Here is a 21,020-nt window from a genome sequence, read left to right on the forward strand (position 1 = left end):
CTCTTCTGTGCTTCTTTTTATTAGCGCTTGCCGCAAGATAAGTCGCTCCTTAGTCGCCACTTTATTTAAAATAATTTAACGTATTCTTCGTAGCCTTCTTCGATAAGCTTTTCTTTAGGAATAAATCGTAATGCAGCAGAATTAATGCAATATCGAAGTCCTGTTTCTTCTTGTGGACCATCTGGGAAGACATGTCCTAAATGTGAATCGGCTGTTTTACTTCTTACTTCTACTCTTCTCATACCATGACTATCATCAAATTTTTCTATAACCTCTTGATCCTCAATTGGTCTAGTAAAGCTTGGCCATCCACACCCTGCATCATACTTGTCTTTTGAATGAAACAAAGGTTTGCCAGAGACAACGTCTACATATATACCTTCTTCAAAATGCTTATCATACTCATTTTGAAAAGGAGGCTCTGTACCATTTTGTTGCGTTACATAAAACTGCATGTCTGTTAATTTTTCTTTCATTATATTTACCCCCAATTTTTTTCTTTGAAAGCTGCTCTTCCAGATCCAACATAATAACGATTATAATGGGTAGGATTTTTTTTGTAATAATCTTGATGATAAGCTTCGGCTGGATAAAACTCTTTAGCCGGAAGTATTTTGGTAGCCACTTTTGTTTGAAACTTATTGGATGCATCTAAATCTGCTTTTGATTTCTCTGCTTGAACTCGTTGTTGCTCAGAATGATAGAAAATAGCTGTCTGATAGGAAGAGCCTCTATCGAAAAATTGACCATTATTATCTGTCGGATCAATATTCATCCAAAATATTTCTAATAATTTTTCATAAGGAAATATTTCTGGATTGAACGTTATTTGGACTGCTTCATAATGACCGGTTGCATTGGAACAAACTTGTTCATACGTAGGATTTTCAATATGGCCACCTGTATAACCAGAGAGGACTTGTTCAATTCCATCATAAGTATCAAATGGCTTCACCATACACCAGAAACAGCCTCCTGCGAATGTTGCTTTTTCCATTTCTTTTTCCTCCTTACTCAGATGGGATAATTATTTCTAAAGTAATGATATCTTCCTCCAAATTCAATTCTTTTGCTCGAACACGGACTCCTGAAGACATCGGTATGCTGGCTAATTGGATAAGAACTTCCTCTTCTTCCGGTTTTACGATCATCCATTGTGGCAGCTGAATTGAATCTTTTAATACTTTTAGCACTGTTTCTGGAGGAAGCTGTAGTTGCCCAATTTCTACAGAAGATTGCTCCAAACGAATATTCCCATTTTCCTCAACAAAAGGTTCAAAGAATAATTTTACAGGAAGAACAGTTGAGAAAATTGTTAACTCTGAGGAAAGTATCACCTGATCTTCTATAGTCAAATTCACCGGAAGCGGTTTTCCCTCCATAGCTTTCTTCATAAAAGTATTAGCAAGTCCTTCAAAATCCTCTTTTGTCGCGTTAACTGTAAGGACATTTCCTGTAACATTTGGAGTTTCTAATAGGACATCTGAGGATTCAGATGGAGTAGAAATCCAATAAAAAAGTCCGATTATTGACCCTACTATTAATAGTATTAATAAAAAAAATGCAATCTTCCATTTGTTCATCTCTCTCAACTCCCTAAAACAACAATTCCCTATTTTGCTCATCAATAAAACCACAATTATTTAAGGAGCTTATGATAGAATCTTTCATTAATTGATATCCCTTACTATTCGGATGAAAAAAGTCTGTATGATACACTAAATTGGCATTTGTATCAAAATGCTTGCCAATAGGTATGTAACATGCATTTTTGTCCTCTTTTGCTATCATTTCGATTGTACTATTCCATTCCTCAATTATTGTTTCAAATTCATTCTCTTCATTCGATACGACGGTTAGAGGGTTATAAATTCCTATTAAAAGTATTTTACCATTACTATTAATCTCTCGAATCTTCTTCATGATTTTCACATAATTATTCTCGAATGCATTTAGTCCCTTTTGGAATGGCTCAACTTTTAAATCAAATAATTCTTTTTTAACGATTTTCATCAAATCGTTTCCACCAATCGTAATAGTTATTATATCTGCGTTTCTAATAGCATAATCAAATTCACCGTTATTCATAAGTTTTAATAATTGGTCGCTTCTTCTACCTCTTAATGCAGTATTGGTTAAAATAACATCTTCTATTCCTTTATATTGTAATAGTTCTGTCTTTAATCTTCCAATATATCCATCTCTTTTTAATTCATCTCCAACACCTTTCGTTAGAGAATCTCCCATTCCGACTAATTGTATAGTTCTAGGAAAAAAAGTATAAGGAATCACATACTCCTCGAATGAAATCGCTTCTTTTGTGGTAAAATCTGTAGCAAATTGTTCCTTATTTGTACAACCGGTTAAAAATAAAATAATACAGAATAAATATAGGACGTACTTCATTCCTATCCCCTTTCGATAAAATAAAAGCAGGGACAAATCCCTGCTTTCCTAAGTAAGTTAATCAGTCATATACATAAAACCAATAGCCCCTGGACCTGTATGTGTACTTATTACAGGAGAAGTAAATGATACTTGAATATTCTTAAAACCAGTTTCCTCTATTAGTTTCATTAAAGGTGTTGCCATGGAAAATCCATTTGCATGCGAAATCCCAACAGCTTTTACTATTTTTCCTTTTGTATCTTCTGTAAATTGTTTAAATAAATGACTAACTACTTGTTTATGACTTCTTACTTTTGCAATTGGTGTATATACACCATCTGTTAAATTAGCAATCGGTTTTATAGAAAGTAGTGACCCAATTATTGCAGTGCCCTTACCAATGCGACCACCTTTTACTAAGTTATCTAATGTATCAACAACTACATATAAATTTGTGTTTGACCGTATTTTTTCAATTCTATTTAAAATAACTTCTAAACTTTCACCATTTTTAGCCATTTTAGCAGCCTCTTCAACTTGAAAAGATAAAGCAAAGGAGATAAATTTAGAATCAAAAACTGTTACATTAGAATCAGTCATTTCAGCAGCAGCTTGAGCGGATTTAACTGTTCCACTCATTCCACCTGTCATATGTATAGATAATATTTGATCTCCATTTTCTCCCAACCTATCATACAGCTCTTTAAAAACACCTACTGCAGGTTGAGAAGACTTTGGTAAATCCTTTGATGATGCCATTTTTGCTAAAAACTCTTCTGGATTTATATCTACACCATCGGTATATGATTCACCATCAATTTGTATCGTTAGTGGTACTACATGAATATTGAAGGCTTCAATCAGCTCTTTTGATAAATCAGCTGTTGAATCCGTTACAATATGAATTTTAGACACATGATCCCTTCCTTCCTATATATCTTTATTATAAGAAGAAGTGAAGCGTTATGTAAACTATTTGCTATTTATACTCATTTCAAAGTAACGGTTACTAATAATAGAATAAACCTCTTCTAAGACAATTTTAGAATCATTCATTTGAATACTTTCTACACTATATGATGGTAGTATAGAAATTTGAACTTTTGCTGCACGAATTTTGTTGTTATTTTTCTCCATAATATTTGATGTACCTTGTATAACAATTGGTACAATAGGTATTCCTGCATCCTTAGCAATTCGAACAAATCCTGATTTAAATTGTCCGAGTCCATTACCTTTGTTTCTCGTCCCCTCTGGAAACATTAAAATAGAATGGCCAGTTCTAAGTTGCTTCACAGTATCATTTATAGACTGATAAGCGCTTCTTCTGTCAGTTCGGTCCAAAAAAATGCAGTTCATCTCAGTCATCCACTTTGCTATTAATGGAATTTTCTTCACTTCTATTTTGGATATAAATCCAAAAGGTTTAGGTATATAAGTGATTAATGCTGGGATATCAAAATTTCCTTCATGATTGCTTATAAAAAGTACTGGTCCTGTTGGAATATTTTCTAGACCAGTAACTTCGAATGTACTTTTTGTTCTTTTTAATATTCCAGAAGCCCATCTTTTTGGTGTTTGTTGCACAAGTTCATCATACTTTTCGATAGACAATTCGTTTTTTTGAGCTTTTACTTGATGAAGTATCGGCATACTTGCAGGTAAGTAAGCAAATAAAAACCCAAATGTTCTTAAAGAGGTATACAACTTAGTCATTTACCTTTCTTTCGTAAACTAAATAGGCGAATGTAATGCCTTCAGGCGTTTGAAAATCTTCCGAAGTATCAACAAGGTCCCATTCATCAGAACTATATGTCGGAAAAAAAGTGTCCCCTTCAAAAACATTTTGTATAAATGTTATATAGAGTCTATCCGCTTTTGGTAAAACTGCTCTAAAAATTTGTTCTCCACCAATTATCATAACTTCCTCGTGGAAATCCTTAGCAATATTAATCGCTTCTTCGATCGTACTTACTACATCTGCACCTTCTACCTTATAAGAGGGATTTCTTGTAATCACAATACTTTTTCTTCCAGGAAGAACTCTTCCTATCGATTCAAAAGTTTTTCTACCCATTACCATTGCCTTGCCCATCGTTTTATTTTTAAAATAAGCTAAATCTCCAGGAATATGCCAAGGCATCTCGTTGTTTAAACCGATTACTCTATTTGGATCATGTGCTACGATTAATGAAATCATCATTTTATCTCCTTTACTTCCTTACACCGCAATAGGTGCTTTAATACGAGGATGTGGATCATATCCATCTAAAGAAATATCCTCTACTTCAAAGTCAAAAATAGAATTTTTATCTTCAGAAAGTAAGAGTGTAGGTAACTTTTTTGGCTCCCGTTGTAGCTGCGTTTCGACTTGATCCATATGATTTAAATATAAATGAGCATCTCCAAGTGTATGAACGAATTCTCCAACTTTCAATTGACATTCTTTTGCTATTAAATGTGTTAATAATGCGTACGAAGCAATATTAAAAGGAACACCTAAAAATACATCTGCACTTCGTTGATACAGTTGACAGGATAGCTTCCCATTTGCCACGTAGAACTGCATGAAAGAATGACATGGTGGTAGTGCCATATCATCTACTTCTGCAGGGTTCCATGCTGTAATAATATGTCTTCTCGAATCAGGATTGTTTTTCAACTGATTAATAAGATTTTGAACTTGATCTATCGTTTGTCCATCATTACCTGGCCACGATCTCCATTGTTTTCCGTAAACTGGACCTAAATCACCAAATTCATTTGCGAATTGATCATCAGAAAGTATTTTAGAACGGAAAATCTCCATTTGTTGTTCTACAATTGTCTTAAATGTATGGTCATTCTCTGCTCTTACACCAAAGTTGGTCATATCTGGCCCTTGGTAGTTTGGACTATTTACCCATTTCTCAAAAGCCCATTCATCCCAAATATGATTATTTTCCTTCATTAATGTTTTCACATTTGTGTCCCCTTTAAGGAACCATAATAATTCACTCACAACTAATCGAAATGCTGTCTTTTTCGTTGTTACAAGTGGAAAACCTTTCTCTAAATCAAAACGCATCTGATAACCAAAGACACTTTTCGTGCCAATACCTGTTCGATCTTCCTTTATAACTCCATTATCTTTAATATATCTGCATAAGTTTAAGTACTGTTCCATTGGAATTCCCCTTTTTTTAATTTCTATTCATTCTAAGCTTCCTATTATAACAAAAAAGCTCTCATTTATGAGAGCCACTTAGGAGGTGTATTTTTTGACCAATAAATTTCTCCTAATGCATAATGCTTTGAATACTTGTCTTCTGCAAGATGATAATGAAAATTAAAATAATACCCATCTTGTGGTTTTTTGTCTGTTCTCACATGAAATCGGATTAAATCTTTTCTTGTTTCATTATTATAAATGTTAAATATTTTCTCGTGATATTCTCCTGATGGCTGCTCGGTTATAGCCAAATTTATGACTTTATCTTGAGCCATTTTAGCAACCGTTGTATCAATCACTTCCTGTATACGTGGGAAGATGATTTCATCAAATTCATTTTGGATTACAGGACCTATACGCTCGCCAAACTTTATGTATGATTGTTCTCTTGCTGCTGTGGAAATAGAATCCGTTAATGCTAGACCCTCATCAATTTCTACTTGTTCATAACCGATGTTCTCTACATTTGAATGAAAAGACTTTTCTGGATTTTTGTTGTCTAATAAATGCTCCCAAATAAGATGATCCGGAGAGATTAGACCGAATGTTAGCAATGCTACCGTAATAATAATTGATTTTTTAATCCATTTCTTCAACAAATATCACCTTCAATTTTGACCATTTTTTAAAGACCCATTATGATTATAAACGTTTTGGAGAACAAAAGGTTTCTAAATCCTCTCTTTCATTGTACAATAAATGTTGTAAACATACAGTACGTTTTTTGAATAAGGAGGAGAATTTATTATGAGTACAAGCTTAGTAATTGGAATTGGATTTTTATTTTTATTAGGATATTTAACTTCTCTAAACTTTACTGACTAAGTTCAAACTTCTCGGTTTGTTTTGAACAGATTTTTCCGCGTGTTTTTTTATAAAAGAGAGTTGTGATGATAGTCACAACTCTCTTTTTTTCGATACACATATGGCTTCTAGGTATACAGACAACAACTAAAAAGAAACGCTTTACATTTAGCAAAGCGTTTCTTTATATTTCAATGATGCCATAATGAAATTTAGAGGTCTGTCGGGTAAGTCTATGAAATCCAAATCTTTCAAATAAATCCGAACGGAAATGAGCTTTTACAACTACTCTTTTCTTTGCAACTCTTTTGGCTTCTTCCACCCACTCCAGTGTTAATAAGTGATGTTGCCCAATTGCTCGGAGTGGTTGAAAGTTTGAGGACTCCTCAATTAACTCTTCAAACATCGGGTCCATATATACTACATCATATGAGTTGCTTTCAGTTGCTTTTAATGCATCCACAGCATTCACATGTTCTAATTTCACATTTCTCATACATGTTTTTAACTCAACAAAATCAGTCTCATAATTTTTTAAACCAACTGATACAATATAGGCAATGATTTCATTTACTTCACATGCATAAACAGTACCCATATCCCCAGTTGCATAAGCAGCAATTATGCTATCCGAGCATAATCCAGCAGTTGCGTCGAAAAAACTATTCCCTTTTTTCAGATTTGTTGCTTCTAAAAAAGAATCGGATTCCCCTTTTAGAAGCCTTTTCAACCGAAATGCAGCGGAATTTGGATGAAAGAAAAAAGGAGTATTTGAGCCATTAGCGTAGAACTCTAATCTTTCCTTGCTAACTACTAATAAATCCGAGTCATATTGTTCATGCATAGCTTTTACAGATTTCTTACTCCGATTTACATAAGATAAAGAAAGCTCAGTTGCAATAGTTTGTGCTTTATCAATAAATGATTCATTTGTTCTTCCAGCTGTAGTTACGATTGTTTTCATGAAGAAACGATTTGGGTAAGCACACCGGACAAATGATCTTTAATAGTTTCCATCGAATTACTTTCTATTTGTTCACGTGGGATAAAGTATGCCAATTCTTTATCTTTCCATATTGCAATTGAAGGTGAGCTTGGAGGAATCTCCTCGAAATAACTTCTCATAGTCGCTGTAGCATCTTGGTCTTGTCCGGCAAATACTGTTACTAGATTATCCGGTTTTTTGTCTAACTCATTAACTGCGGCAACTACTGCTGGTCTTGCTAAACCTGCAGCACATCCACACACTGAGTTAATCATTATTAAGGATACTCCCTCAGCGTTAGCCATATGATTCTGTACATCCTCAGGGGTTATTAATTCTGTAAACCCAGCATCTGTTAACTCACTTCTCATTGGTTTTACTACTTGTTTCATATATTCATCGTACGCGTTCATCAATTCTCCTACTTTCAATTAGTTTCGATATCCTATTATAACAGCATAACAATTATATTATCTATTATACTGCTTTCATAAAGTTTCACGTGTATGGACGATGGAAACCTCTCTTAATTTTTCACGACTGATTGTATGAACATTTCTATCAAAATCAATAAACTACACCTTCACCACTTACCCAAAGACCTTGATATTTCTATCGTAAAACATGCCTGTTGGAGTTGAACTCTTCATGTTGTTTTTATATCGTTCAGGTAAGAAAGTATTGTCATCCAGACCGAAAGAGAATGACAATATTTAGGAATCCGGATTCTGAATGTAATCCTTCAACAACCAATGTTCTGGGTGGATTGGATTAGTATCTGCAAGAAGTCTTGCACCTTCACTACAGCGCGACTTTATTTCATCGAATACTTCTTCATTTGCAAGTGTCGCTTCATTAACGTAAGCACCATTAGCAGTCATACCACGAATTTTATCTAAATGAGCGATAGTAGAATGTCCTGCTTGAATAACATACACGCCAAATAAAGTTAAGTTGTTATGCTTATCAAACTTGAATGTAATGCCATACTTATTCGTAAGCTCATTCAGTATATTGTTTTGAATTGTGCCAAGTGTTGCTCCAGATAAAATGTACATTGGTTTATTAATCTTCAACTTATCCGCTATTTGACGAAAACGAATGAGTTCCAGGAGGAATAGATCGTTATTCAGTGTAATCGACAAACTTACAGACGTGTAGGAGGAGCGATTAGAAGAAAAAAATAGGAGTGGAGTAAATGTTAAAAAGTAGAACTTCAATCTCACATTAAATCTTCGATTTCCCTACGTGACAAACGCTCTTTTTTCTTTTTGCTTCTCCTAGTATTCTCTTCCTCTATCTCATGAATAAAAGCCTGTTTTAACCCTTTTTCGATTAACTCACTTTGCATCATTCCCATTTTCTTCTCTCCCTTTTGTGAAATAAAAAAGAGGACAACAAATGACACAGGGTTTGCTGTAATCAAGTGTTGTCCTCCAGTTAGTTGGCAGAACTATATATGCATTTTTTACTTTTCTTGTTCCAATCATTACGTTCTTTCAATTCTATTACAAAACACGAAAGTGATGCTCCAATAATATGTGGAAGAAATAATAATTTAAATGCATAGTCTAATAATAAACTTAATGTATCTCTGGCTTCCTCTACTATCGTATTAGCTAATATTTCACTAGGAAGATAATAACCTGATTCATCCCTCAAATTAAAGTATTCTTCTAAGTCTAGTTCCCTTATAGTATTTTCTATTTCCATAATATTCTGTTCTTCATCTAAATATAATTTTAAAGTCCCTTTCTCTTTAAAATCGCTTAAGATTATTTCTCCTAGAATATATTTCTCAATATCATTCTGAAATAAAAATAATAATGAAGAAATAATTGTTATTATGGCAACCCAGCCGTAAACTGCAACTTTAATTTCCTTTATTTTATCTATTACTTCTAGTGAAGTTATTATTACAGGTAAAAATATTGTAATTATATAAACCGTAGTAAATAAATGCATGCTACTAATTTGGAAAGCCTCTTGAAAAATAATAAATTGAAATAATATTAAAAATAAATTTATTAGGTACATAAAGAAAAACATAACTAGATAAGAGAACCAATTAACTAAAATTTTTACCCTTAAATATAGATAAAGATTAATCAAGAAAAAAATCCAAATAATTAAGGTAATCAAAGCAGACATTTTACTTATATTTAATGAACAAATGAGTGCGGTTGAAATCCAAAGAAGCAGAGTGATTTGAGTAATTATACTCCAAAAAGATTCCTCTCTAATAAATTCATCCTTCCGTTTATATAACCACTGATATTGATAAATATAGAAAAAACAATAAATCGAACCTACTATTATCCTCAGATCTTGAAATTTTATAGAACTCAAAATCACTAAAAACAATATTAATAAATTTACACCTTGATAGTGTTTTTGATATGCGGAAATACTTAAAAAAACAACTCTTCCCCCCCCTAATTCAATCTATAATATCAGTTTCCAATATTAAAATACTACCTATTTACTATCATTATTATTAGTTCAGTTATATCAGAACAAGAGTTCTACATCAATTTAAAAGGACAACAAATGACACAGCGATTGCTGTAATAAAAAGTTGTCCTCTAGTTGGCTGAATGGACTAGTTCAACCTTTAACATGTGGTAAAATTGCATTTCTCAAAAGTTCACCATAATGATCGTTTTTTATATATTCCTCATAATAATCATCATTTTGTTCCCTTATATTTCTTGCTACACCATAAAAACCAAAGTTATCCTCAAAAACAATAAAATTACTTAGTAAATCTAGATCATTCTCATAAACATTTGTTAAGTATGGATCAATTGATGATTTCAGCAATAAACAAAACATCATTATTTCATATTGAAAATCAAAAAAATCGCTACCAGATAAATTGATTAGATCCTTCCTTAATTCCTTTTCATAATTTGAAGCAATATCTGTTAATTTATCCAGAGAGTTTTTGTATACGGAATAATCTATTTGACTCATTAGTTCCGGATCTTTTATTACGTCATTTAGTGATGAAAATCTAAAATCAAAATTAAATGATTCTTCTTCAATTTTTACTTTTAGATCCTCTCCGACCGAACCACGGATTTTGTAAAATTCTTTCAACGTCATATCAATGAAATTCTTATTATTCAGGATACTTCTTTGTATACTTCTATTAATAAAATCTAATCTCGTGATATTTTCTTTTGCTTTCTCGGATTTTAAATTAAAAACTAATGCTAGGTAAGTAAAAAAACCACCGATTAATCCACCAAATATCCCGCCAAATAAAACAAACCAATCACTTGTATTCCCTTTTGCGAAACCACTTTCCCACATAAAGAAAAAATTAAAACCTATAGGAATTATTAATAAGGCAACAACTAAAGATGCAATTACTAATACAATTTTATTATTTGTCAGATTGCTAACTTTTTCCTTCAAAACTCTTCTCCCTCTTCCCTCCGCATCCTCTTTACTTTCCCCTGATGCGTCACAATCTTATATTCCCCATGCGGTGGAAGTTCTCGAAGTTTCACTTTCCCATCACAGATAACTAATACACAACTTGGAGGTAGTACCATTATATCAATCTCTAGTTTCATAGTACTAGTGTCTATTTTAATATTTTCCATATTCACCAAGACCCCTCCATTGTGGTATAATTTTCTTGAGTCAGACAGGAGGACTCCTGTCTTTTTTTTATTTATCTTAGTTGCTTATGTTTATTGGCGGGTACTTGTTTACAATAGAAATAATCTTATCTTCTAAAAACAAAATCACTGCAATATTAAGACAATAATTAGCTTCTTCATATTACTCACCTCCTAAGAACATCATGGCAGCTTTTCGGGTACCGAAAGTGTCAAGCATAATTATGGGTGAATTTTTATTTTAGAAAGGCAAATCTTCATCCGACACTTCCATATTTCCTCCGCTATTAGCGAAAGAATCTTCATCCACTCACCGTCAAGTTTTGTTGAGCTTGACTTGTAGTACCGTAGTTTTGGGAAACCTGTACGTTCTTCGGTTCAAGGAACTGAACGCTATCTGCAACAACGTTAGCAGTATATACACGCTTGCCATCTTGTCCCTCGTAACTTACCTGTTTGATTTCTACCCTCGACTCCAGCTAAGCTACCTTTTTTCAAGAAATTAGCTGTGTTTTCAGCTTGCTTTCTCCAAACGACACAACCAATGAAGTCTGCCTGTTGTTCTCCATATTCATATTTATACGTTCTATTTATTGCCAAAGTAAATCTTGCCATTGCTATACCACTTGGAGTATAACGAAGCTCTGGATTCTTTGTTAATCTCCCAACTAGAACAACTCTATTAATCATGTGTTCACCCTTACTTTCTTTCTACATTATTGGGTTGCTTGTCTTAGATACACTTAAACTTTTGGAATATGATATAAGACAACCCTAGGTTACTTTCCCCTAGACAGCCTTTGGTTGAACAACCCCTTTGATAGTATCATTTCTTCAGATTGTCTATACTGGTGATGCCAGTGCCAGGATCAGTTGGGAAAGTCTGATCTTCTTTTTTATATTCACCTCAGTAAAACCAAGGTCATTATCATCTTGGTTTTATTTCATATTTTGAACCAACTTCGTATTAAGGTTATTCACATATAATTAAATCTCATCTATAATCATATGGATGTACTCGAGAGAAAGTAGGTAAATTATGATTAATATTTTTTGGCTATGCTATTTAGGAATTCTAGCAATAGCTACAATCGGAACACTTATAAAAGGTGCTTTCAAAACAACTTTTTGGATAATAGATTTTGTTTTTTCCGTAATCACTTGGATAGGTTTATTTGGTTATATTACTAACACTCAGATTCTTAATCCACTTGTATGGAAATTTGTATTTGTTAGTGGTTTATTATGGCACTTAATATTTGGTTTTAAAAAGTTTAATGAAGAGCTAAAAGATGATGATGAACCACAATCAATTAAACTAGCAATTTACGGGATCACTTTAATAATCTTAATCGGCCCTTTATATTTTGGATTATTTAATTATGCGTTTAAGTAAAAAAGAATTAGTATCAAGTAAATTTTAAACCTTAAATTTACCCTATATACAGAACACCCAGTTAAGAATAATAAATGATATTAGAGCATCAATTTAATGATTATTAAGCTATATTTTTTATTTAAGGAGAATAACTCATGAGAACTTCACTACCTTGCCCCAATTGTCTAAAATCACTTACAATCGAACACTTTGAAGAATTTTCAACACCTTTTAATATGAAGTGTCCACACTGTCATGTAAAACTAAAAGAAACTAAAATGACTCCATTGCTTCTTTTAATAGCTGTTTTAGTAATACCTTTATTAATTTATTTAGGTATTATCGTTAAGGGCTTCATAACTGGTTACTTTCCTATCGTGGAAAAAGTACCTACTGTAATTGTATTTTTAGCTTTCTGCTACCCTCTCTATGCTTTATATGAAGCTTTCAATGCAGTTGTATTATTTAATAAGGGAAATTTACAATTAAAAAAATACCAGTGAAAAAAAGCTACAATTGTCTTTATTAGAGACGATAGGAGAGTATAAAATTGAAAATATTACAAAATTACATCAAGGCAACAAACACTCATAAATTTGATGAAGTTAAAAAACTTCTTCATCCTAATGCTGTTTATTTCTTCTCAGATCGAAATTGTACGACTCACGAAGAAATACAGGTATATTTTGAAAACGCATGGTCAATTGTTAAAAACGAAAATTATGAAGCACAAGAAGTGCACTGGCTATTCACAGGAAGTAACTCAGCAACTTGTACTTATACATATTTCTATGAAGGCCTTATCAATGATAAATATGCAAGCGGCCATGGAAGGGCAACAAATGTCTTCGTTAAGGAAACCGGTGTATGGCTTTTAATTCACGAGCATTTAAGTCCCTTACCCAAATAATTTTGAAAGAGAGACGTTCTATATTACTAGACGTCTTTTTTCCACTTCACATATTGCATCTTATACGTATAACACCTTTAATATTTAAATATTTACACAATTTATCCACAATGTTGATAACTCTCTTAATAGAGCCAAATAAAAAAACACCGTTCAGTTTTGAACGATGTAATTTACTACCCTAGTTAATGGATAAACTTTTATTGACTATTATCTTCTTGCTGTTCTGTTGGTTCTTCACTTGGATCTGGTTCATCTTCATCTACACCGTTGCATCCAAACATTAAACCTGTTGATAAAATAACAGTCATAATTGAAAGCACATATTTTTTATAATTCATTCTAAACCCTCCATACTTTATTTACTCTTGTTAATGTTCTCTTAAAACTGAAAAATATGCATAATACATTTAAAAATTTCGAAATGTTTATGATTCATCATTTCTTTCTTAAGGGAACTAATAACCCTACACCAAATAAAGTATAAAAATAAATACAAAGAAAAAAATGATAGCAAAATAACTTCGTGATTTGCTATCATTTTTTAAGTTGGTTCAAAGATTATTTAGAGAGTTCCTTATATGCTAATACTTTTAATGCTAACATTTCTTCTTCTGTTAAAGTACTTTCAAGTTTATTAAAAATCTCCTGTTTTTCCTCTGCTGACATACCATCTTGTGCTTTTGCTTGAATATCTTGAATATCACTGATTTTAAACTTTTTGGCTAATACTCTAGTTGCTTCTTCTTTTGTTTGGAATGGAAGTTTGCTACTATCTACATTTTTACCTTCCTCAATAAACGCCTGTAACTGAGGATCATTGCTGATTTCTTGTTTAATATTCTCGAGCTGACCACTATTTTCTAATTCTACTGCTACCTTATCCATTACTTGATCTGCAACTAGTTTTGGAGCAAAATAGTATGCAGCAATAGCTATTATTCCTACAATAACTATAATACTTAAAAGAACTTTAATAAATTTCATCCTTATCCCCCATCTACATTAAGAATTTTCACTTTCGAACACTGTTATTTATACAAATAGACCTTCAGTTCCTCATTGCTATCAATCGTTGCTAATAGTATATCATGTATAGGTACATTTAGTGTTATCGCTCTATTCTCTAACCAAGTAATATCCTTACCTGCTTGTTTTAAATACTTGTACTCAACCTTACCATTTTTTATAACTGTTAATGGTAAACAAAAAGGATTTTTAACCATCTTCATATCAGATGGAGTTAAAGGTTGAAATTGCGGTGACATGAAAAAAGAGATTGTTCCATCGGGCTCCCAGATTGCTAGAGCTACTTGGTCAATTTCTTCTATACTTGCTTTTCTTGCTTCGGATAATAAGTGGTCCAATGTAATTCTTGCTTTCGTCAGACCCTTATACTTTATTTCTCCATTTTTTATTAAAGGAAAAGGATTCGGCTCCAGCCATTTTCTAAAAGTATTTGATTTTAAACTCAAAAGTACAATAGTCAAATACAAAATAGTTAATACTGCTGTAGTAATAAGGGATCCTTCTAATCCTAATTTTTCGTCCGATAGTGGATGTGCTAATATGTTTCCAAGTACTAAAGCAATAGTGAAATCAATTAATCTTAACTGAGAGATAGATCTCCTTCCCATAACTTTAGTTGCTAGTAACAAGAAACCGAATGAAACAATTGCTCGCAATATCCACTGGATTGCTGTCAGAGACTCTTGTCCATAAAAAAAATCCATTTTTACTCCCCACTTCATATCCAACGACTTAATTTATTATAGAACTTTATTGTTTTTTGCTTTATATTCTGAAACTTTATAATCTAAAAATGCACCACTAAGACCTAAAGGGAGTCCTCCAGCTGTTATAGAAAGAACAATAATGAATAAATTTAAGCTCTCTACTTTATTGCTTAACAATAAGAAAATAAATAAACTTCCTAGAATAGTGAACAATACGGAGAAATGATAGGTGATATGTAGTTCATCTTTAACTAATTGTTCTTCTTTTTCATTTTGCTCATTCATATACTCCCTCTTCTCCGTCTAAGTCTTTTTATTATTAGCTTATTTTCAATTATTTACTCATTTTTTTCCTAAATTGTAAAAACACCTTCAAATGTTCGAAGGTGTTTCATTTTAAGCATATTTGTAAATAGAATCCGACCAAGCTGCTTGATTTAAAAATTCGTAGACATCCTCGTATACTTTATCTTTTTCTTTTCCTACAGTAATAATATGTCCAGACTCTTTATACCAAATTATATTTTTTTCGTTTGCCTCCACGTGTTCATGGATAAATGTTGCACTTTCTTTATAAATTTGATCATCTAATGCTCCTTGAAGAACAAGTGTTGGTGAAGTGATGGAGTTCAATTGCTCACATGTAATTTCTGTTAGCTCTGTAATTCCATTTAATGAATCGAGCGGTCTATTTTTTAATTCTTCTATTTCTTCTATAATTTCATCTCTTGATTTGCCCTCAAAAGACTTATATATCTTCGCATAGTTATATAATCTTTCAAACAAACCATTTGAACTGTTTCTCTTTATAGGTGCACACATAGTGACAACTGCTTTTACTGGAAATTCCTCCGCAACTTTTAATGAAAATACACCACCTAATGAAATACCAGCTACGGCTATTTCATCATATCCTTTATTTTTTAAATGATGATAACCTTCAACAGCGTCTTTCCACCAGTCTAACGGACTAGTTTGTAACAATTCTTCAGGCGTTATCCCGTGCCCGCTATACATTGGAGCATGGCAAGTATATCCCCTTTTTTGCAGATATTCCCCTAATCTTTTTACATCTTTTGTGCTACCAGTAAAACCGTGAAGTAATAATACAGCTCTCTTTCCTCCTTCAAACGTTAAAGATTTAGGTGCGACTACTTTCATTGGAATTTCCCCTTTATCAAGTTAAAGTGTTAAATTATTAAGATAATACTATCATTGACAACCAATAAAGTATAATTTATTATTTGTATCAAAATGATGCATAAAATGCATTAATTACTGGAGTCGATTTTTTTGGAATGGCAACGTTTAGAATATTTTCATAAACTGGCAAAAATACAACATATGACACATGCAGCTGAAATGTTATCTATTTCCCAACCAGCTTTGAGTCGCTCTATAGCGGGACTAGAAGAGGAAATAGGTGTACCGTTATTTGATAGACAAGGTCGGTCTATTGTATTAAATCGCTATGGTCATATGTTTCTTCTTCGGGTGGAGAGAATTTTGAAGGAGATGAACGAGGGATTAGAAGAAATAAAACAATTGATTGATCCGGAGGAAGGAGAAGTGTCCCTTGGATTTTTACATACACTTGGTACAAGTTCCGTTCCAAATATTATTCGGGCATTTCACGAGCAATTCCCAAAGATTACATTTCAATTTACACAAAATCATACACATACACAATTAAAACAACTACTTACAGGAGATTTGGACCTTTGCTTACTCGCTTCGATGGTTGAAGAAAGTTCAATAGAATGGACAGAGTTATGGCGTGATGAACTTTATGTTATTGTACAAACTAATCATCCACTTGCTAATCGAGAAAGCATTACGCTAAAAGAAATAGCAGATGAATCATTTATTTCTATGAAAAAAGGGTATGCTCTTCGAAAAACAACAGATGAGATTTTTCAAGAAGCAGGTGTTACTCCAAATATTTCTTTTGAAGGGGATGAAGTAGCTACTATTGCTGGCTTCGTTGCCGCAGGGCTAGGTTTTTCTATACTTCCTGATGGTGGAGAAATAAATTCAAATAAAATAGCTAAACTACGTGTAAAGGAAGTTACATGCGAGAGGATTATTGGAATGGCGGTAGTAAAAAATCGTTATTTATCTCCTGCTGCCAAACAATTTCAGCATTTTGTACTTAATTATTTTCTGCATCAATAAAAAAGAAGCTCTTCTCTTGAGAGGAAAGCTTCTTTTTTTCTATCGTTTTTATTATTTTCGAGCATCATTCATTTGCTTCCAAACGGAACCTTTTGCTTCTTCCCCTTCTTCAATTCGAGCAATAGCCATTCGAATTTGGAGTTTAACTTCATATTCCTTGTCATCGATTGCTTCTTTAAGTGTCTGCAGTGCATCAATAGTACCTACCTCATAGAAATACATTGCTGCTCTCCAACGAACTAGTTTATTTTTGTCGAATAGAGCAACCTTCATCGCATCTGCAAATTGGTCAAATCCTAAATCACTCATTGCATCTCCAGCAGTTCTTCTAACAGCTGCACTTTTATCCTTTAACGCTATTTCTAAATAAGGAATTACTGCCTCATCCTCAATTAATCCTAGATAAACGGTAGCAAGTCTGCGAATGGACACCTGCTCGTCTTGAATTGCTTTAGCTAATATTGGTAAATCTATTAATTCGGGATTGATCAAGTTATTAAGTAATTGGAATCTTTGTTCCCATTCGCTCGCTTCAAATTGTTCCAATGTAAATGGAACACGAATTGCAGATTTTTCATCACTAGGATGATCCTTCTCATCAATTAGTTGTTGAAGTTTACTTTGCGGAAATGTTGCTTCAAGCTCTTTAACTATTTGCTCGCCTATTTCTTTTTGCTCTCCGTAACGAACACCGAAATCTACCCACTTGCGTAATAAGATATAATTTTCTTTGTCACCCTCCATCGCGGTATCCAATGCATTTATGAATCGTTCGGATAAACCATAACGTGACTCAGATTCACTGTCAAAAACTTTTACTTGAAGAGGGATGCCTTTATATTGTTGTACATGTACATATACTTCACCGTAGTGGTCTATTGGCTTTTCACTAATAGTAGAATCATTTTCAGCACCGAAAACATTTTCAACAGAAGCTAAAATGGATTCCCAAGAAAACTTTGCGTTTCTTTCAAGTGCTAAGAAATCTGCAACATGGTAAACACCTTTCACACCTTCGATTTCCATAATTTTTTGGATTTCAATTGGTGCTCCATCGATATTATCTATTTTATAATTATGACTTTTGCCAAATGGTAGTTCTTTGTCGATTACTACTTTCATCGTATTCGGACTTGGTGTTGGTTCAATTGTTATTATTTTCACTTTGTACCCTCCAATTATCTTTTAAGAAGAAGCAAGCTCTTCTAAATAAGACCAACGTTCGATTAATTGCTCATATTTCTCATTTTCCTTATCCAATTGCTCCGTTAACTCTTGTAGTAAAGTAAAATCTGAGCCGGCTTTTGAAAGTTTTTCTTCTATTTCAGCTATAAGCTTTTCTACCTTTTCAATATCGACACTAATAGTTTCAAATTCACGCTGTTCTTTATAGGACAGTTTTTTCTTCTCTTTAGTCGTTGTTTTTATTTCGATTTCTTCTACTCTAACTTCCTCCAATTGTGAAGGATTCATTTTTTGTTCCTCTAAGTAATCCGAATATATCCCTAACCATTCTTTGACAGTACTATCTCCATTTAATATCCACAGCTTTTTCGCAATTCTGTCTAAGAAAAATCTATCATGGGAAATAGTAATTATTACGCCAGGGAAAGTTTCCATAAAGTCTTCTAAAACGGACAATGTTTGAATGTCTAAATCGTTTGTTGGTTCATCTAGTAATAACACATTAGGTTGTTCCATCAGCATTTTTAACAAAACTAGTCGTTTCTTCTCTCCACCAGATAGCTTGCCAATTTGTGTACCATGAGTATTTAAAGGGAACAAAAATCTTTCAAGCATCTGGGCAGCAGAAAATTTCTCTCCAGATCCCGTTTCGATTAAATTAGAAGACTCACGAACATATTCAATCATTCTCGTCTGCTCATTCATTTCAGGTAATTGTTGCGTAAAATGCATAAGCTTTACTGTTGAACCAACAATAATATCACCAGAATCCATTGGTATTTCACCAGCAAGCATTTTCAGAACTGTACTTTTCCCTACCCCATTTGGTCCAACAATTCCAATTCGATCTCCAGCTTGTAAAAGAAAATTAAATTCATCTACTATTTTTTTCGTTCCAAACTGTTTAGTAATAGAATTTCCTTCTAGTACTTGCTTACCTAATCTTGTCGTTGCAAGCTCCATTTCTAAATTCTGATTAGAATTGTCACGATCTATTTTTGATCCTATTTCTTCAAATCTATCTTTTCGAGCTTTTTGTTTCGTCGATCTTGCTTTTGCCCCTCTTCGGATCCATTTCAATTCGTTGCGGTATAGATTTTGTAATTTTTGTTGAGAAGATGCATTCATTTCTTCACGAATCGCTTTAGACTCTAAATAATCAGCATAATTACCGGAATGCGTGTATAGCGTTTTATCAGCTAATTCATAAATATGTGTTGCGACAGCGTCGAGGAAGTAGCGATCATGTGTAACAAATATAATGGCACCTTCTACCCGTTGAAGCATTTCCTGTAACCAGTCCGTAGACTCTTTGTCTAAATGGTTAGTTGGTTCATCTAATAGAAGTAAGTCAGCAGGTTCAATCAATACTTTTGCAAGTGCAACTCTTTTTTGCTGACCACCAGATAGATGTAAAACAGAATCTTCAAATTGGGTAATACCCAATTTCGTTAATGCTGTTTTCGCTAATGCATTTACATCCCAAGCTTGTAGGTCATCCATTTGTGATTGTAAATTCATCAATTTATCTTGTAATGCAGTTGAGTTGGAGTCTTCCATTAAAGCAACTAACGCTTCTTCATATTCACGGTTTATTTTTAATATAGGTGAATCTCCACCAAATACTGCTTGAAGGACCGTTTCCTCTTTCTCAAAGATAGGCTGCTGCTCTAAATAAGCAATTCGATATTTGTTTGGATTGTCACGCTCTATTGAATCCGCTTCTAACTGCCCCGCTATAATAGATAGAAATGTAGACTTGCCGGTACCATTTATCCCTATTAATCCTGCGCGGTTCTGATTATTAATCGTAAATGCTATATTTTCAAACAGTGTTTTTTCTCCAACTGTTTTCGTTAAGTTTGAAATTATTAAATGACTCATATCGTTTCCCCAGTTTCTTTTCTTAAGTTTTGCAAAAAAGACTCCATAAAAGCATGTCTTTCTTGCGCAAGCTCTTTCCCTTTTTCCGTAAGCATTCCATCCGCAAGTAATAATAATTTTTCATAAAAATGAGTAACAGAAGCTGTTTTTGTTGATCTATATTCTTCTGCGGACATATTTGCTCTAGGTGTTTCACGAGAGTCATAAAGCTTTCTACCTTTTGCTCCGCCATAGGCAAAAGTACGAGCAACACCCACCGCGCCTATTGCATCCAACCTATCAGCATCTCGAACAATCTTCGCTTCTATTGTTTTAGGCTCTACTTCATTTCCACCATTAAATGAAATCGATCGAATTACTTCTTTTATATGGCTTACTTTATCATCTGGCAAATGTAGTAAATCGATAATTCGATTTTCTTCGGATTTCTCATTGTCATTAGCATATTTAGGATCACTGACATCATGTAATAGTACTGCAAGCTCAACTATTTCTTGTTCTGCATGTTCACATGATTCTAAAATTTCTAATGCATTCTTTCTAACTCTTTCAATATGTTGAAAGTCGTGACTAGCATCAAAATGCTTGTACACTTCTTTGACTAATCGTTCACATTTTTCAATTGTATTCATCCTATCTAACTCCTTAAACGAACTCATCTTCTTATTATATACAATAACATAGTTGAACTGTATTAAGATGTATTATTATCGCTAAATCCTTGTAATATCA

Annotated in this window: 27 protein-coding genes and 2 pseudogenes; 4 read left to right on the plus strand and 25 right to left on the minus strand. The window is 33.1% G+C overall.

Features of this window, described 5'->3' with window-relative positions; translation table 11 throughout:
• Positions 1-65 precede the first annotated feature (65 nt).
• The 17 genes and pseudogenes from msrB to ssb form a co-directional block, all read right to left on the minus strand.
• Positions 66-476, minus strand: a complete 411-nt coding sequence (gene msrB / locus AM499_RS07590; protein WP_053589632.1) for a peptide-methionine (R)-S-oxide reductase MsrB — start codon at positions 474-476, stop codon at positions 66-68.
• Positions 477-481: 5 nt separating this feature from the next.
• Complete coding sequence (gene msrA, locus AM499_RS07595) at positions 482-997, minus strand: peptide-methionine (S)-S-oxide reductase MsrA (RefSeq protein WP_053589633.1); 516 nt, start codon at positions 995-997, stop codon at positions 482-484.
• Between the two features lie 13 nt (positions 998-1,010).
• Positions 1,011-1,583 carry a YpmS family protein gene (locus tag AM499_RS07600; protein ID WP_053589634.1) on the minus strand — a complete coding sequence of 191 codons (573 nt, stop codon included), beginning with the start codon at positions 1,581-1,583 and terminating at the stop codon, positions 1,011-1,013.
• 13 nt (positions 1,584-1,596) lie between these two features.
• A complete protein-coding gene (locus AM499_RS07605) occupies positions 1,597-2,406 on the minus strand; it encodes a GDSL-type esterase/lipase family protein (protein ID WP_053589635.1) in 810 nt (269 codons plus the stop codon).
• A gap of 57 nt (positions 2,407-2,463) precedes the next feature.
• Positions 2,464-3,303: a DegV family protein gene (locus tag AM499_RS07610; RefSeq protein WP_053589636.1), complete on the minus strand. Its 840-nt coding sequence runs from the start codon at positions 3,301-3,303 to the stop codon at positions 2,464-2,466.
• Positions 3,304-3,360: 57 nt separating this feature from the next.
• Positions 3,361-4,104 (minus strand): lysophospholipid acyltransferase family protein, encoded by a 744-nt coding sequence (locus AM499_RS07615; protein WP_053589637.1) that lies wholly within the window; start codon positions 4,102-4,104, stop codon positions 3,361-3,363.
• Positions 4,097-4,588: a dihydrofolate reductase gene (locus AM499_RS07620; RefSeq protein WP_053589638.1), complete on the minus strand. Its 492-nt coding sequence runs from the start codon at positions 4,586-4,588 to the stop codon at positions 4,097-4,099. Before AM499_RS07620 ends, AM499_RS07615 begins: the two co-directional genes overlap by 8 nt.
• Before the next feature lie 21 nt (positions 4,589-4,609).
• Positions 4,610-5,554: a thymidylate synthase gene (locus AM499_RS07625; RefSeq protein WP_053589639.1), complete on the minus strand. Its 945-nt coding sequence runs from the start codon at positions 5,552-5,554 to the stop codon at positions 4,610-4,612.
• A gap of 65 nt (positions 5,555-5,619) precedes the next feature.
• The gene (locus AM499_RS07630; protein ID WP_053589640.1) at positions 5,620-6,195 is read right to left on the minus strand and encodes a YpjP family protein; all 576 of its coding nucleotides are present in this window, start codon (positions 6,193-6,195) and stop codon (positions 5,620-5,622) included.
• Between the two features lie 392 nt (positions 6,196-6,587).
• The gene (locus AM499_RS07635; protein WP_053589641.1) at positions 6,588-7,367 is read right to left on the minus strand and encodes a class I SAM-dependent methyltransferase; all 780 of its coding nucleotides are present in this window, start codon (positions 7,365-7,367) and stop codon (positions 6,588-6,590) included.
• Positions 7,364-7,801, minus strand: coding sequence for a BrxA/BrxB family bacilliredoxin (locus tag AM499_RS07640; protein WP_053589642.1), 438 nt, complete (start codon positions 7,799-7,801; stop codon positions 7,364-7,366). Before AM499_RS07640 ends, AM499_RS07635 begins: the two co-directional genes overlap by 4 nt.
• A 99-nt stretch (positions 7,802-7,900) precedes the next feature.
• Positions 7,901-8,521: pseudogene (locus AM499_RS22020) on the minus strand (phage terminase large subunit); the annotation flags it as partial.
• 89 nt (positions 8,522-8,610) lie between these two features.
• Positions 8,611-8,814, minus strand: a complete 204-nt coding sequence (locus tag AM499_RS07650) for a hypothetical protein (RefSeq protein WP_053589644.1) — start codon at positions 8,812-8,814, stop codon at positions 8,611-8,613.
• A gap of 14 nt (positions 8,815-8,828) precedes the next feature.
• Positions 8,829-9,752: a hypothetical protein gene (locus tag AM499_RS21640; RefSeq protein ID WP_156316771.1), complete on the minus strand. Its 924-nt coding sequence runs from the start codon at positions 9,750-9,752 to the stop codon at positions 8,829-8,831.
• 243 nt (positions 9,753-9,995) lie between these two features.
• Complete coding sequence (locus AM499_RS07660) at positions 9,996-10,811, minus strand: hypothetical protein (protein WP_053589646.1); 816 nt, start codon at positions 10,809-10,811, stop codon at positions 9,996-9,998.
• Positions 10,808-11,002 (minus strand): XtrA/YqaO family protein, encoded by a 195-nt coding sequence (locus AM499_RS07665; protein ID WP_442853784.1) that lies wholly within the window; start codon positions 11,000-11,002, stop codon positions 10,808-10,810. The genes AM499_RS07660 and AM499_RS07665 overlap by 4 nt, the downstream gene beginning before the upstream one ends.
• A 259-nt stretch (positions 11,003-11,261) precedes the next feature.
• Positions 11,262-11,710: pseudogene (gene ssb, locus AM499_RS07670) on the minus strand (single-stranded DNA-binding protein).
• Positions 11,711-12,059: 349 nt separating this feature from the next.
• On the opposite strand from ssb, the gene AM499_RS07675 reads away from it, so the two are divergent.
• The 3 genes from AM499_RS07675 (at position 12,060) to AM499_RS07685 (ending at position 13,308) form a co-directional block, all read left to right on the plus strand.
• Positions 12,060-12,416 carry a hypothetical protein gene (locus AM499_RS07675; protein ID WP_053589648.1) on the plus strand — a complete coding sequence of 119 codons (357 nt, stop codon included), beginning with the start codon at positions 12,060-12,062 and terminating at the stop codon, positions 12,414-12,416.
• 137 nt (positions 12,417-12,553) lie between these two features.
• A complete protein-coding gene (locus tag AM499_RS07680; protein WP_053589649.1) occupies positions 12,554-12,901 on the plus strand; it encodes a hypothetical protein in 348 nt (115 codons plus the stop codon).
• 47 nt (positions 12,902-12,948) lie between these two features.
• Positions 12,949-13,308 carry a YybH family protein gene (locus AM499_RS07685; protein ID WP_053589650.1) on the plus strand — a complete coding sequence of 120 codons (360 nt, stop codon included), beginning with the start codon at positions 12,949-12,951 and terminating at the stop codon, positions 13,306-13,308.
• 200 nt (positions 13,309-13,508) lie between these two features.
• On the opposite strand, the gene AM499_RS21840 is transcribed toward AM499_RS07685, so the two are convergent.
• The 5 genes from AM499_RS21840 to AM499_RS07705 form a co-directional block, all read right to left on the minus strand.
• Entirely contained in the window at positions 13,509-13,649 is a 141-nt protein-coding gene (locus tag AM499_RS21840; RefSeq protein WP_172794332.1) for a hypothetical protein, read from the minus strand.
• Positions 13,650-13,869: 220 nt separating this feature from the next.
• Positions 13,870-14,295 carry a hypothetical protein gene (locus tag AM499_RS07690; protein ID WP_053589651.1) on the minus strand — a complete coding sequence of 142 codons (426 nt, stop codon included), beginning with the start codon at positions 14,293-14,295 and terminating at the stop codon, positions 13,870-13,872.
• A 44-nt stretch (positions 14,296-14,339) separates the two neighbouring features.
• Positions 14,340-15,041 carry a DUF421 domain-containing protein gene (locus AM499_RS07695; protein WP_053589652.1) on the minus strand — a complete coding sequence of 234 codons (702 nt, stop codon included), beginning with the start codon at positions 15,039-15,041 and terminating at the stop codon, positions 14,340-14,342.
• A 36-nt stretch (positions 15,042-15,077) separates the two neighbouring features.
• A complete protein-coding gene (locus tag AM499_RS07700) occupies positions 15,078-15,329 on the minus strand; it encodes a hypothetical protein (protein WP_053589653.1) in 252 nt (83 codons plus the stop codon).
• A 111-nt stretch (positions 15,330-15,440) separates the two neighbouring features.
• Complete coding sequence (locus AM499_RS07705) at positions 15,441-16,205, minus strand: alpha/beta hydrolase (RefSeq protein WP_053589654.1); 765 nt, start codon at positions 16,203-16,205, stop codon at positions 15,441-15,443.
• A gap of 132 nt (positions 16,206-16,337) precedes the next feature.
• Between AM499_RS07705 and AM499_RS07710 the strand changes: the two genes are divergently transcribed.
• A complete protein-coding gene (locus tag AM499_RS07710) occupies positions 16,338-17,219 on the plus strand; it encodes a LysR family transcriptional regulator (protein WP_053589655.1) in 882 nt (293 codons plus the stop codon).
• Between the two features lie 51 nt (positions 17,220-17,270).
• Here AM499_RS07710 and AM499_RS07715 read toward each other — a convergent pair whose 3' ends face one another.
• Genes AM499_RS07715 through AM499_RS07725 form a run of 3 tightly spaced genes read right to left on the minus strand, consistent with a single transcriptional unit; the run spans position 17,271 to position 20,920 of the window.
• Entirely contained in the window at positions 17,271-18,383 is a 1,113-nt protein-coding gene (locus tag AM499_RS07715) for a conserved virulence factor C family protein (protein WP_053589656.1), read from the minus strand.
• Between the two features lie 21 nt (positions 18,384-18,404).
• Positions 18,405-20,288: an ABC-F family ATP-binding cassette domain-containing protein gene (locus tag AM499_RS07720; RefSeq protein ID WP_053589657.1), complete on the minus strand. Its 1,884-nt coding sequence runs from the start codon at positions 20,286-20,288 to the stop codon at positions 18,405-18,407.
• The gene (locus AM499_RS07725) at positions 20,285-20,920 is read right to left on the minus strand and encodes an HD domain-containing protein (protein WP_082355201.1); all 636 of its coding nucleotides are present in this window, start codon (positions 20,918-20,920) and stop codon (positions 20,285-20,287) included. The genes AM499_RS07720 and AM499_RS07725 overlap by 4 nt, the downstream gene beginning before the upstream one ends.
• Positions 20,921-21,020 lie beyond the last annotated feature (100 nt).

Origin of the sequence: Bacillus sp. FJAT-22090, assembly GCF_001278755.1 — a bacterium.
Taxonomy (GTDB): domain Bacteria; phylum Bacillota; class Bacilli; order Bacillales_A; family Planococcaceae; genus Psychrobacillus.

What these genes read in the sequence shown, in the direction of transcription:
- AM499_RS07600 (WP_053589634.1), bottom strand. Translation starts at nt 1,583, where the DNA reads ATGAACAAATGGAAGATTGCATTTTTTTTATTAATACTATTAATAGTA.
- AM499_RS07680 (WP_053589649.1), top strand. Translation starts at nt 12,554, where the DNA reads ATGAGAACTTCACTACCTTGCCCCAATTGTCTAAAATCACTTACAATC.
- AM499_RS07675 (WP_053589648.1), top strand. Translation starts at nt 12,060, where the DNA reads ATGATTAATATTTTTTGGCTATGCTATTTAGGAATTCTAGCAATAGCT.
- AM499_RS07690 (WP_053589651.1), bottom strand. Translation starts at nt 14,295, where the DNA reads ATGAAATTTATTAAAGTTCTTTTAAGTATTATAGTTATTGTAGGAATA.
- AM499_RS07665 (WP_442853784.1), bottom strand. Translation starts at nt 11,002, where the DNA reads ATGGAAAATATTAAAATAGACACTAGTACTATGAAACTAGAGATTGAT.
- AM499_RS07720 (WP_053589657.1), bottom strand. Translation starts at nt 20,288, where the DNA reads ATGAGTCATTTAATAATTTCAAACTTAACGAAAACAGTTGGAGAAAAA.
- AM499_RS07615 (WP_053589637.1), bottom strand. Translation starts at nt 4,104, where the DNA reads ATGACTAAGTTGTATACCTCTTTAAGAACATTTGGGTTTTTATTTGCT.
- AM499_RS07620 (WP_053589638.1), bottom strand. Translation starts at nt 4,588, where the DNA reads ATGATTTCATTAATCGTAGCACATGATCCAAATAGAGTAATCGGTTTA.
- AM499_RS21840 (WP_172794332.1), bottom strand. Translation starts at nt 13,649, where the DNA reads ATGAATTATAAAAAATATGTGCTTTCAATTATGACTGTTATTTTATCA.
- msrB (WP_053589632.1), bottom strand. Translation starts at nt 476, where the DNA reads ATGAAAGAAAAATTAACAGACATGCAGTTTTATGTAACGCAACAAAAT.
- msrA (WP_053589633.1), bottom strand. Translation starts at nt 997, where the DNA reads ATGGAAAAAGCAACATTCGCAGGAGGCTGTTTCTGGTGTATGGTGAAG.
- AM499_RS07635 (WP_053589641.1), bottom strand. Translation starts at nt 7,367, where the DNA reads ATGAAAACAATCGTAACTACAGCTGGAAGAACAAATGAATCATTTATT.
- AM499_RS07695 (WP_053589652.1), bottom strand. Translation starts at nt 15,041, where the DNA reads ATGGATTTTTTTTATGGACAAGAGTCTCTGACAGCAATCCAGTGGATA.
- AM499_RS07725 (WP_082355201.1), bottom strand. Translation starts at nt 20,920, where the DNA reads ATGAATACAATTGAAAAATGTGAACGATTAGTCAAAGAAGTGTACAAG.
- AM499_RS07705 (WP_053589654.1), bottom strand. Translation starts at nt 16,205, where the DNA reads ATGAAAGTAGTCGCACCTAAATCTTTAACGTTTGAAGGAGGAAAGAGA.
- AM499_RS07700 (WP_053589653.1), bottom strand. Translation starts at nt 15,329, where the DNA reads ATGAATGAGCAAAATGAAAAAGAAGAACAATTAGTTAAAGATGAACTA.
- AM499_RS07625 (WP_053589639.1), bottom strand. Translation starts at nt 5,554, where the DNA reads ATGGAACAGTACTTAAACTTATGCAGATATATTAAAGATAATGGAGTT.
- AM499_RS07640 (WP_053589642.1), bottom strand. Translation starts at nt 7,801, where the DNA reads ATGAACGCGTACGATGAATATATGAAACAAGTAGTAAAACCAATGAGA.
- AM499_RS07605 (WP_053589635.1), bottom strand. Translation starts at nt 2,406, where the DNA reads ATGAAGTACGTCCTATATTTATTCTGTATTATTTTATTTTTAACCGGT.